Genomic DNA, 11,929 nt, shown 5'->3' on the forward strand with positions numbered 1-11,929 from the left:
ATCACTATGGCAAAGCAAAAACTCTTTTATTTTCAAGCCTATGATCAGCGACAACAATGGCAAAAAGGCAGTCTTGTTGCCCAATCTAAACAAGCTGCACAATTCCAGTTAATCGCAAAAGGTTTTAATCACATTCGCTTACAACAAGATTGGCAACTTAATCAGAAACCGAAAAATGCAGAAATCAGTGCTTTATTGAATCAACTGGCTACATTACTCAGTTCAGCCATTCCATTAAAGAATACATTACATATTTTGCAAGATAACTGCTCGCAATTGGGATTGCATGAGTGGCTTGGCGCCTTAATTGAGTTAATTGAAAGTGGTCTTCCGTTTTCACAAAGTTTGGAAATGCAAGGAAAGTATTTAAATTTTCAAGAAATTCAACTTATTCAAGTGGGAGAAATGACCGGAAAACTGGCGGAGGTATGCACTAAAATTGCAGAACGTCGAACACAATCATTAACGCTTCAACGCAAATTGCAAAAAATTATGCTTTATCCTGCCATGGTATTAGGTATTTCGCTTTCACTTACGTTGATTTTATTACTCTTTGTTGTACCACAATTTGCTGAAATGTATGGCGAAAACTCAGCTGAGCTACCTATATTGACTGCCGTATTATTAGCCATGTCTCAATTCCTACAACATCATTTTATCGCCTTGATGATTGTCTGCATTTTCGCTCTTTTTATGCTAAAGATGGCATTAAAACATTCTCTTTGGCTAAATCAAAAAAAGAATGCGCTGATTAGTCGCATGCCAATTTGGGGCAATATCATTTGCCTTTCTCGTCTAATCAGTTTTAGTCATAACTTACAATTAATGCTTCAATCCGGTGTAGCATTAATGCCTGCGCTAAATAGTTTTCTCCCCAAACAACAAACCTGGCAAACACAACGTACCTTAAAAGGCGATATTCTGCTACAACAAGAAGTGCGGTCAATTTTACAGTGGGTTTCTCAAGGTTATCCATTTTCAGAAAGTGTCAGTAGTCATCTTTTCCCAATGGAAGCACAACAAATGCTACAGATTGGAGAGAAAAGTGGAAAACTTGCGTTGATGTTGCGTCATATTGCTGATAACTATCAAGAAAAACTCAATCATCAAATTGATTTACTTTCCCAACTTTTAGAGCCTTTAATGATGCTCATCATTGGTAGTTTAATTGGTATTATTATGATGGGCATGTATCTGCCGATTTTTAATATGGGATCGGTAATCCAATGATGACATTAGCTTTTTTTTTATTGGGTGGTTTAGCGGGCATCCTTGCTTGGGTTTATATTGATCGTTTTATACCCAATCTCCAACAAGAAATTTATCAGAACTATATCGAACTTTATCCTGAAAACAATCCTATTTTCTATAGCGAAAAAGCAGTGATTCAATCTCAAAAGTGCGGTCATATTTTCCTTTATTTTTTAGGGTTTGGACTCTGTTTTGCTGTACTCTGTTATTTTCTTCAGGATGAATTATTTACTTTATGGCTCGCGATTACGCTTAGTCTCATCTTTGTTATCAGTTGGCTAGACTGGCATTATCAGCTGATTTCACCTACACCTTGCCTGTTTTTATTTTTCCTGGGTTTATTCGGCGCACATCAAGAATTTTCAATTCTGACGCTTTCTCAAAGTTTAGAAAGTGCGGTTAGTTTTTTCAGTATTTTTTACATCATCTATCATTTGTCTAAATGGTTTTATAAGAAGGAAGCGTTAGGCCGTGGCGATTATTGGCTCGCTTTAGGAATCGGCGCTTATCTCACCATCGAGCTCTTACCACTTTTTTTATTCATTGCCTGTCTATTAGGCATCATAGGTTATTGGATTTCTCGTCAACCTGTTTTACCTTTCGCGCCCTTTCTTTGCTTATCGTTAATCATCACCAGTGCAATCAACCTATAAATGTAATATATTGGCAACATTGAAAAATATTATGTTTAAGAAGTGGATGTAAAACATCCTCCTCTTAAATCAAGTAGCAAGGAACATCATGACTTATATTGTAGGACTCACTGGCGGTATTGGTAGCGGAAAAAGCACGATTGCAAATCTCTTTGTTGAACTTGGTGTACCCATTGTTGATGCGGATATTGTGGCAAGAGAAGTGGTTGAAAAAGGCTCACCGCTGCTCGCTCAAATTGCTGAGCACTTTGGAAAATCAATTCTGACTGAAGAGGGAGAATTAAATCGAGCTGAGCTACGAAAAAAAGTATTTGCAGACGAAAATGAAAAAAACTGGCTCAATCATTTATTACATCCTGCTATTCGCGAAAGAATGTTAGCGCAGTTAAATGCTCAGACCGCTCCTTATACCTTGTTTGTCGTTCCACTGCTTATTGAAAACAAGCTCACCACACTTTGCGATCGCGTGCTTGTTATCGATGTTAAACCTGAAACTCAGCTGGCTCGAGCGTCATCGAGAGATCATAATAATATTCAGCAAATTCAAGCTATTATGAATGCACAAGTCAGCCGTGAAGAACGATTAAAATGGGCAGATGATATCATTTCAAATGATGCAAAATTGCCAGAAAACCTACCGCACTTAAAACAAAAAGTGCTAGAATTGCACCAATTTTATTTAAGTGAATCGAGAAATAAAAATGTCTGATGAAATTTTTGAAGTCCCTTGCCCGACATGTCAAAAGCCTGTGCCTTGGACACAGGAAAGTCAATTTCGCCCTTTTTGCAGCAAACGTTGCCAACTCATTGATTTAGGCGAATGGGCTGCAGAAGAAAAAGCCATTCCAAGTGATACTGCTGATTTTGCCATGGCTCCCAATCTCAGTGATGAATGGAGTATCAAATGAGTCTTCAGCATCACGATAATGGTAAACAGGGTGAGTTTTTCTTACTTGATGAGCAAGGCAAGAAAATCGCGAAACTCGCCTATTTTTATGAAACACCCGATACCATTAATGCTAATCACACGTTTGTTGATGATTCTCTTCGTGGACAAGGTGTGGCAGACAAACTCTATCAAGCCTTAATTCATTTTATCCAGGCTAAAAAGCTGACATTGCACCCAACTTGTAGCTATATTGCAAGAAAATGGGAACGAACCCAATCTACTCAACCTCAAGCTTAAACCTATTAATAAGCATTTTATTTTTAAGGATATTTTTCCGACTTCGTGGTATCCTTAGCCCCATTTATTTCTGAGAACCTGTTATTTATTATGCAAGAAAATTATTTAAGTCAGCAGCGGTTTGCTGATCTTCCATTACATCCTATCGTACAAAAAGCCCTACAAGACAAGGGATTTGAATATTGCACCCCTATTCAAGCGTTATCGTTACCTATTACCTTACAAGGAAAAGATGTTGCAGGCCAAGCGCAAACCGGCACTGGTAAAACAATGGCATTTTTAACGGCAACATTTCATCACTTATTAACACATCAACCTGATTTTGCCACCAATCAACCCCGTGCATTAATTCTTGCACCAACCCGTGAACTGGCCGTGCAAATTAATCATGATGCTGAGTTATTAGCTAAAACAAGTGGATTACGAACCGCACTTGCTTATGGTGGCGATGGCTATGATAAACAGCTCAAAGCGATTGAAGCCGGTGTGGATATTTTAATTGGTACCACTGGTCGTGTGATTGACTACGTGAAACAAGGGATTATCCGTTTAGATGATATCCAAGTCGTAGTATTGGACGAAGCGGATCGTATGTTTGATTTAGGTTTCATTCGTGATATTCGCTATTTATTACGCAAATGCCCTTCTCCACAAGAACGCCTCACCATGCTCTTTTCTGCAACGCTCTCTTACAAAGTACGAGAACTTGCCTTTGAAGATATGAATTCTCCAGAATACATTGAAATTGAACCAGAGCAAAAAACGGGACATCGAATTAAAGAGGAACTTTTCTATCCCTCAAATGAAGACAAAATCCCTCTCTTACTCACGTTAATGGAAGAGGAATGGCCGGAGCGTTGTATTGTTTTTGCGAATACTAAACATAAATGTGAAGAAATTTGGGGTTATTTAGCCGCAGATGGTCATCGAGTAGGATTACTCACGGGTGATGTGGCACAGAAAAAACGTCTTTCATTGCTCAAACAATTTACTGATGGAGAACTCGATATTCTCGTTGCAACCGATGTTGCCGCGCGTGGGTTACATATTTCAGATGTGACTCACGTCTTTAACTTTGATTTACCCGATGATCGAGAAGATTACGTTCACCGTATTGGCCGTACTGGTCGAGCGGGTGAAAGTGGGGTGTCTATCAGCTTTGCTTGTGAAGAATATGCGATGAATTTACCGGCAATTGAAGAATACATTAGTCATTCTATTCCGGTCAGCCAATATGACCCGAATTCATTGATTACTGATATTCCAAAACCTTATCGTTTAAAACGCAATCCTACGCCTCAAACGAGAAATACTACTACGACAAGAAAAACAAACTATCGTCGTAAAAACTAAAAAGAAAAGCTGATGAATATCTTCATCAGCTTTTTTTATGATTAATGCAATCCGACTCGTCGGCGTGCTGTGCGCATCAATAAGAATACCCACGGCCATAATACGCCTGATGCAATGGCACCAAAGATTTCCTGCCAGTTAAAGAATGCTCCGTGTAACGAGAATTCAACCAAGAAAATTGCCACTCGAATGGCAAAAACGAAAAGAAGCACTAATAAACTTTGGAACCAAAGGGAAAGGTTGCGCAACATTAAGTAATATTTGGAAACAAAATAGAAGGCAACAGAAAGCACTAATGCATGCACGCCTAGAATAGAGCCCAGTACAATATCCCATAAAACGCCAAGTAAAAATGCCCAGCCAATGCTTACTCTATCTGGTAATGCAAGGCTCCAGTAGAGTAAAACTAAAACTAACCAAGAAGGTTTAAAAGCTTGGAAACCTGCTGGCCATGGCGCTAACTCCATCACTAATGCAACAACAAAGAAGCATAAAATGGTTGCCCATTGAAAAATAAAACGCCCTTGCATTAATCTTCATCCCTATGTTCTTGCTGCTCTGGAGAAACCGGTTCCTCTTGTTGAGGCATTGTGGTCGGAATTTCAGGATCCACGATTTCTTTTCCTGTATGCGGTTGAGTGCTATCCGCTTGGTCATCCGTAATTTTGGTTTTACTCACAGAATGTGACGCTTCATGGGCTTGGCTTTCTAAACGTTGCTGTACTAAACGACGCACTTCTTCTGGTGACATGGATTTCACTTTCGACATATCAAGATTGCTCGGCCAAAGTAAAAGCAAATAACGTAAACGATCTAATTCAGCCAAAGGTTTCGCTTTTACCGTTGCAAAATAATTAGAACCATCACGAGAGACACTTTGCACGACTGCCACCGGATAACCTTCTACAAAGCGACCGCCTAAACCGGAAGTCACCAATAAATCGCCTTTTTCAATATCTACGGAACGAGGCACATTATCTAAAGTAAGTTCATCAGAGTGTCCTGTACCACTCGCGATCACGCGTACATCATTACGTAAAACTTGCACTGGTATAGAATGGGTTACATCCGTTAAAAGCAAGACTCGGCTGGTGTTCTCGCCGACAGATATAACCTGCCCAATCATTCCTTTTTCATCAATCACGGGCTGACCGACATAAGCGCCATCACGTTCACCTTGATTAATCACCACTTGCTGACGATAGACATCGGTTTCAGCGGTGAGCACTTCGGCAATTTTTTTGTATTCATCTGTGCGTAAAGGCGAATTAAGCAGTAAACGAAGACGTTGGTTTTCTACTTTGAGTTGATCCAATAATAAAAGATCAGCATTTTTCTCACGCAATTGCTCACGCAATACTTTATTTTCAATAAGCAGTTTATTGGTATCAACCAAGTTGCTTGATACACCATCTAGAACTGTTCTTGGCCCATTCGCAAGGTAATACAATCCGCCAACGGCAGTTTCCATGACACTACGCGCCTTCGTCATTGATGAAGTTTGTCCATCAACTAAAATGAGCGTCATCGAAGCAATCACCGCTAATGCGAGTCGGATACCTAATGGTGGTGCTTTACCAAAAATGGGTTTCATTCACTGTCCTAGGGTTGAAAGGAAAAGTGCGGTCAAAAAATCAGACGAATTAAAAACGCCGATTTTTCTGACCGCACTTTTAGAGATTAAATTTCGTCGCTAAAAATATCGCCGCCGTGCATATCGATCATTTCGATTGCTTCACCGCCGCCACGAGCTACGCAAGTTAATGGTTCTTCTGCGATGATTGCCGGTACACCACATTCTTTTGATAACAACACATCAATGTTGCGTAATAAGGCACCACCACCCGTTAACACCATACCGCGTTCAAAAATATCTGCTGCGTGTTCTGGTTGGCATTCTTCAAGTGCTGTGCGTACTGCTGCAACAATACCATTTAATGGTTGTTGAAGAGCTTCTTGTACATCACGAGAGGTTAATTTGAATGAGCGAGGCGCACCTTCAGCAAGGTTATGACCGTGCACTTCCATTTCTAAAATTTCATCACCTTCTTGAATGTAAGCTGAACCAATTTCGTGCTTGATACGCTCTGCAGTTGGTTCACCGATCACAGAACCAAAAGTACGACGAACATAAGAAATGATTGCTTCATCAAAACGGTCACCACCGATACGTACCGAAGAGGAGTACACAATACCGTTTAAAGAAATCACTGCCACTTCAGTGGTACCACCGCCGATATCAATGACCATTGAACCGATCGCTGTAGAAACCGGCAAGTTTGCACCAATTGCTGCCGCCATTGGCTCTTCAATTAAATAGACTTCACGCGCACCTGCCCCTAATGCTGATTCTTTAATAGCACGACGTTCAACTTGAGTTGCACCAGCCGGTACACAAACGAGCACACGCGGGCTAGGACGCATGAAGTTACCGCTATGTACTTGTTTAATAAAGTATTGCAACATTTTTTCAGTTACAGAGAAATCAGCGATTACACCATCTTTCATCGGACGAATTGCGACAATGCTTTTTGGTGTACGACCAAGCATTTGTTTTGCTTCTTTACCTACTGCCGCAATGCTTTTATATGCACCCATACGGTCTTGACGAATTGCCACTACTGAAGGCTCATCAAGTACAATACCTTGGCCTTTCACGTAAATTAATGTATTTGCTGTACCTAGATCGATAGAAAGATCATTTGAAAATAAACCACGAATTTTTTTGAATAACATAAGAATTCCGTCATTAGTTTGGTGAAAAATTACTCATTTCTGAGCATAGAAAAAAATTGTGCTAAATGTACCAAAAAATCGAGCTTGATAACAGGATTTTTTGCTTTGATCCGCTACACTTACCTCGCTATTTTTTCTAACAAGGTAAGTGCGGTCAATTTTAGTGGTATTTTATGCCTGATTTCGATCAGTGAATTGCCACTTACCGTTACCTAAAATCATCAATTGTTGCTGATGGAAAGCCTGCAAGGTTGAACGATGCCCCACGCTAATAACCGTTGTATGAGGTAAGCGTTCTTTTAACAGACGATACATCGTATCTTCTAAGCCTTCATCCATACTCGCCGTGGCTTCGTCCAGGAATGCGACTTTCGGCTTATGTAGTAGCAAACGAGCAAAAGCCAAACGCTGTTGCTCACCTAGCGAAAGAATACGTCTCCAATCTTGTTCTTGATCTAAACGATCTTGTAAATGCCCTAAAGACACTTGTTTTAATACCTCAATCATCTCATCACGATTAAAGGCCTTTTCTTCATTCGGATAAGCCAGTGCCGTTAACAAACTACCTTGTGGTAAATAAGGCTTTTGCGATAAGAAAAGCTGATGAGTAGGACAATACACATCCCCTTCAGAATAAGCCCAAAGCCCTGCCACAGTTCTCAACAACGTGGTTTTACCCACGCCTGAATTACCTTGAATTAATAGAGTTGAACCTTGTGGCAACGTCAAATTTAAATTCTCAATTAAGGTTTTTCCAAATGGATTACTGACAGTTAAATTCTTAAAGATCACGTCAGTTTCATGTTCGTGTAAATGGGAAGTAGATTGACGATTCGCCATATCAATCGCATAACTAAAGCCAGTTAAACGATCTAATGTGGCTTTGTATCCGGCAAAACCATCGTAAGAATTACGGAAGAAGGAAAGATTTGAATGCAACTTACCAAATACTTGTAGCGTTTGCATCAGATCGCCGAGTTTAATTTGCTTCTCAAAATAACGCCCCACTTGAATTAACAAAGGGAACACCACGGAAACTTGGCTTACTACTAGGTTAAAACCAGAGAATTTTAAGGTTCGATAAACAATATCCCACATGTTATTGATCACTGCGCCAAATTGTTTATAAAGTTGGCTACTCTCAACTTTCTCACCCGCATAAAATGCCACACTTTCCGCATATTCTTTGATACGAATTAAAGCATAACGATAGTTAGCGTTTAAGCGTTCGTTGACGAAATTCAACATAATTAATGGACGCCCTAAACGGAATGCAATCGCGGTAGTGATAATCACATAAGCAAATACCAAGAACACCATCATGCGTGGAATTTCAGTACCAAATACCATCATTGGTCCCGCTAATCCCCACAATAAGATTGTATAAGAAATCATGGAGGTGACAGCATCAATTACCCCGGTACTTAAAGAGAGCGTGGTTCGCACATAGGATTGCACATCTTGTTGAATACGTTGATCGGGGTTATCTAAGTTAGCGGAAACATACTGCGTTTTATAGTACGCGCGATTATTCATCCATTTATCTACTAACTGACCATTCAACCATTCGATCCAATCAATAGAAAAACGTTGCTCTAAATAATAGCTAAGCAATGCGGCAATGACTGAACTTGTCGCAATCACACAAAACAGCACCATTTGATCCCAAAACACAGGTTCATTAAATTCCTGCAAGGATGTGTACATATTGTTATACCACTCAGAATGGACCAAGCTAATACGCACACTGACTAATGTCATCGCTACAATTAATAAGAAAAATAGCAAAGGTTTAATACTTCGACGTGGTGAAAGATACCCACCCGCAAATTGCCAAAATTGTTTACCCCAGTGGGTAAAACGGACTAATAAGAAAATACCAAAGCTAAACACGACAGCCGTCATCGCTAGTGTTTTTACTATCCATAAAAGCGAATTAATGGCCTCTTGAGCGTAATCCATAATCAACCTATAAAATCAAAAAAGTGCGGTCATTTTAGGCAGTGTTTATTTTTAAGCAAGAAAAAATGTGATGGAGATAACATTTTTTGACTTTGTCACAAGCGGGTAAGAAATCTAATTGATATAATCCGAAATAGTTAAATTTTTAATAAATTAGAGGTCGGTATGAGTGAAACTGCGATTACCATTAGTTTGCTTGCCCTCGTTGCCGTGATTGGCCTATGGATCGGGCATTTTAAAATTAAAGGTGTAGGACTGGGCATTGGGGGGGTGCTATTTGGGGGAATTTTAGTTGCCCATTTTACCACCCAATATGGCATAAAATTAGATAGCCATACATTACATTTCGTGCAAGAGTTCGGCTTAATTCTGTTTGTTTATACGATTGGTATTCAAGTGGGGCCGGGCTTCTTTGCTTCCTTACGAAAATCAGGCTTAACCTTAAATGGATTAGGCATTTTAATCGTTGCACTTGGTGCAGTGGTGACAATTCTCATTTATAAGCTTGCGGATATTCCTCTTGATGTCGCGCTTGGTATTTACTCCGGTGCGGTCACCAATACCCCATCTCTCGGTGCGGGTCAGCAAATTCTTTCTGAATTAGGCATGTCGCAAACGACGTCTAACATGGGGATGGCCTATGCAATGGCTTATCCTTTTGGAATTTGTGGCATTTTACTTTCTATGTGGCTTATTCGTCTTTTCTTTAAAATTAAAGTGGATGAAGAAGCAGCAAATTTTGAAAAAGAAAGTGGTCATGACAAAGAAGCACTCAAAAGCATGTCTCTGAAAGTCACCAATACTAATCTCAATGGTATCCATTTGATTGAAATTCCAGGTTTTGATGATGAAGATGTTGTCTGCTCTCGTTTGAAACGGGGTGAGCTTGTTATTGTGCCGAAAGCGGATACCGATGTTCAACTTGGGGATATTTTACATTTGGTCGGCAATCCTGAAGGCTTGAAAAAAATGCACCTTATCATTGGAGAAGAGGTTGATATCCCGGTAGCCAGCTTGAGTGGCGAAATTCGTTCTGAACGCGTGGTCGTGACAAATGAAAAGGTTCTAGGAAAACAAATTCGTCATCTTGGCATTCATCAAAAATACGGTGTCGTCATTTCACGTTTAAATCGTGCGGGCGTGGAACTGGTACCAACTGCACATACAACACTTCAATTTGGTGACGTATTGCACATGGTTGGTAAAACCGACATTCTAAACCAAGCCATTTCAGTGATCGGGAATGCGAAACAAAAACTACTACAAGTGCAAATGTTACCAGTGTTTATTGGGATTGGCTTAGGGGTATTACTCGGCTCCATTCCTTTCTATATTCCAGGTTTCCCTGTAGCATTAAAATTAGGGCTAGCAGGCGGACCGTTAGTCGTCGCATTGATCCTGGCTCGAATTGGCTCTATCGGAAAACTCTACTGGTTTATGCCACCTAGTGCGAACTTGGCATTGCGCGAAATTGGTATAGTGCTCTTCCTTGCTGTAGTCGGTTTAAAATCTGGCGGTAGCTTTGTGGACACACTCACCAATGGTTCTGGTCTTGAATGGATGGGCTACGGTATTTTCATCACTCTTGTACCATTAATGATTGTAGGTATCATTGCACGTTTATATGTAAAATTAAATTATCTTTCTCTTTGTGGCCTGTTAGCGGGATCAATGACGGATCCACCAGCGCTTGCTTTCGCGAATGAACTGAAAGAAGGAAGCGGTGCTGCCGCACTCTCCTATGCGACAGTCTATCCGCTCACAATGTTCTTGCGGATTATTTCACCGCAATTGTTAGCAATTCTTTTATGGGTTTAATACCCTTTCAAACTTGGGGCAGAATAGCTGCCCCAATATTCATGCTAAGCACTATGACTGCCATAAAACAATTCAAATAAAATCAGCCCCAAGCCTACCCCTTTCCCTCATTCAATGATAGAATTCATCGCTTTATTTAAATAGGAAAAGAAATGTCATTAGTTGAATTTGTAATTGATAAACTCGATGATTTAAAAGGCACCGAAATTGTACATTTTGATGTAAAAGGCAAATCATCGATTACTGAAAATATGATTATTTGTACCGGTACATCTAGCCGCCAAGTGTCTGCTATGGCCGATAACCTTATCGCAGAATGTAAAAAATCCGGTTATGAAACCTTTGGTGAAGAAGGTCGTAATACAGCAGATTGGATCGTGGTGGATCTTGGTCAAACCATCGTACACATCATGCAGCGCGATGCACGTGAAATGTATCAATTAGAAAAACTTTGGGCATAAAGTGCGGTCAATTTTGACGGTGTTTTAAAAGGGAAAAGGATGAAAATCACATTAATTGCAGTGGGCACCAAAATGCCGGCTTGGGTTACCACCGGATTTGAAGAATACCAACGTCGTTTTCCTAAAGACATGCCTTTTGAACTCATTGAAATCCCTGCAGGCAAGCGTGGAAAAAATGCGGATATTAAACGCATCTTAGAGCAAGAAGGCAAAGCGATGCTAGCCGCTTGTGGAAAAGGCAAAGTGGTGACATTAGATATCCCTGGCAAACCTTGGACAACGCCACAACTTGCTGAGCAATTAGAGGGTTGGAAAAATGATGGTCGTGATGTGTGCTTACTCATTGGCGGGCCTGAAGGTTTATCCCCTGAATGCAAAGCGGCAGCAGAACAAAGTTGGTCACTGTCACCACTCACACTGCCCCATCCATTAGTGCGAGTTGTCGTGGCAGAAAGTTTATACCGTGCTTGGTCACTGACGACAAACCACCCTTATCACAGAGAATAACG

The 11,929-nt window shown here is 40.3% G+C and carries 13 protein-coding genes; 9 read left to right on the top strand and 4 right to left on the bottom strand.

Annotated features, from left to right (window positions below; all coding sequences use genetic code 11):
• Positions 1-6 precede the first annotated feature (6 nt).
• The 6 genes from INP93_RS00265 to rhlB all read left to right on the top strand — a co-directional run bounded on the left by INP93_RS00265 (position 7) and on the right by rhlB (position 4,443).
• Positions 7-1,230 (top strand): type II secretion system F family protein, encoded by a 1,224-nt coding sequence (locus INP93_RS00265; protein WP_197544814.1) that lies wholly within the window; start codon positions 7-9, stop codon positions 1,228-1,230.
• Positions 1,227-1,904, top strand: a complete 678-nt coding sequence (locus INP93_RS00270; RefSeq protein ID WP_197544815.1) for a prepilin peptidase — start codon at positions 1,227-1,229, stop codon at positions 1,902-1,904. The genes INP93_RS00265 and INP93_RS00270 overlap by 4 nt, the downstream gene beginning before the upstream one ends.
• Before the next feature lie 88 nt (positions 1,905-1,992).
• On the top strand, positions 1,993-2,613 hold the full coding sequence (gene coaE, locus INP93_RS00275) for a dephospho-CoA kinase (protein WP_197544816.1): 621 nt from the start codon (positions 1,993-1,995) through the stop codon (positions 2,611-2,613).
• Entirely contained in the window at positions 2,606-2,812 is a 207-nt protein-coding gene (gene yacG / locus INP93_RS00280; RefSeq protein ID WP_197544817.1) for a DNA gyrase inhibitor YacG, read from the top strand. Before coaE ends, yacG begins: the two co-directional genes overlap by 8 nt.
• Positions 2,809-3,090, top strand: a complete 282-nt coding sequence (locus INP93_RS00285) for a GNAT family N-acetyltransferase (protein ID WP_197544818.1) — start codon at positions 2,809-2,811, stop codon at positions 3,088-3,090. The genes yacG and INP93_RS00285 overlap by 4 nt, the downstream gene beginning before the upstream one ends.
• Before the next feature lie 90 nt (positions 3,091-3,180).
• Positions 3,181-4,443, top strand: a complete 1,263-nt coding sequence (gene rhlB / locus INP93_RS00290) for an ATP-dependent RNA helicase RhlB (protein ID WP_197544819.1) — start codon at positions 3,181-3,183, stop codon at positions 4,441-4,443.
• Positions 4,444-4,484: 41 nt separating this feature from the next.
• Here the strand turns inward: rhlB and mreD are convergent, their stop codons facing one another.
• The 4 genes from mreD to INP93_RS00310 all read right to left on the bottom strand — a co-directional run bounded on the left by mreD (position 4,485) and on the right by INP93_RS00310 (position 9,141).
• Positions 4,485-4,973, bottom strand: a complete 489-nt coding sequence (gene mreD, locus INP93_RS00295; RefSeq protein WP_193451403.1) for a rod shape-determining protein MreD — start codon at positions 4,971-4,973, stop codon at positions 4,485-4,487.
• Positions 4,973-6,037, bottom strand: coding sequence for a rod shape-determining protein MreC (mreC, locus tag INP93_RS00300; protein ID WP_197544820.1), 1,065 nt, complete (start codon positions 6,035-6,037; stop codon positions 4,973-4,975). Before mreC ends, mreD begins: the two co-directional genes overlap by 1 nt.
• 86 nt (positions 6,038-6,123) lie before the next feature.
• A complete protein-coding gene (locus tag INP93_RS00305; protein ID WP_014064069.1) occupies positions 6,124-7,179 on the bottom strand; it encodes a rod shape-determining protein in 1,056 nt (351 codons plus the stop codon).
• A gap of 171 nt (positions 7,180-7,350) precedes the next feature.
• On the bottom strand, positions 7,351-9,141 hold the full coding sequence (locus INP93_RS00310) for an ABC transporter ATP-binding protein/permease (RefSeq protein ID WP_197544821.1): 1,791 nt from the start codon (positions 9,139-9,141) through the stop codon (positions 7,351-7,353).
• A gap of 165 nt (positions 9,142-9,306) precedes the next feature.
• Here INP93_RS00310 and INP93_RS00315 point away from each other — a divergent pair, with 165 nt between their 5' ends.
• The 3 genes from INP93_RS00315 (at position 9,307) to rlmH (ending at position 11,927) form a co-directional block, all read left to right on the top strand.
• Positions 9,307-10,959 (top strand): putative transporter, encoded by a 1,653-nt coding sequence (locus INP93_RS00315; RefSeq protein WP_049364926.1) that lies wholly within the window; start codon positions 9,307-9,309, stop codon positions 10,957-10,959.
• A gap of 152 nt (positions 10,960-11,111) precedes the next feature.
• On the top strand, positions 11,112-11,420 hold the full coding sequence (gene rsfS, locus INP93_RS00320) for a ribosome silencing factor (RefSeq protein WP_197544822.1): 309 nt from the start codon (positions 11,112-11,114) through the stop codon (positions 11,418-11,420).
• Between the two features lie 39 nt (positions 11,421-11,459).
• The gene (rlmH, locus tag INP93_RS00325) at positions 11,460-11,927 is read left to right on the top strand and encodes a 23S rRNA (pseudouridine(1915)-N(3))-methyltransferase RlmH (RefSeq protein WP_005695494.1); all 468 of its coding nucleotides are present in this window, start codon (positions 11,460-11,462) and stop codon (positions 11,925-11,927) included.
• The last annotated feature ends 2 nt before the right edge of the window (positions 11,928-11,929 follow it).

Source organism: Haemophilus parainfluenzae (genome assembly GCF_014931415.1).
GTDB lineage: Bacteria > Pseudomonadota > Gammaproteobacteria > Enterobacterales > Pasteurellaceae > Haemophilus_D > Haemophilus_D parainfluenzae_AF.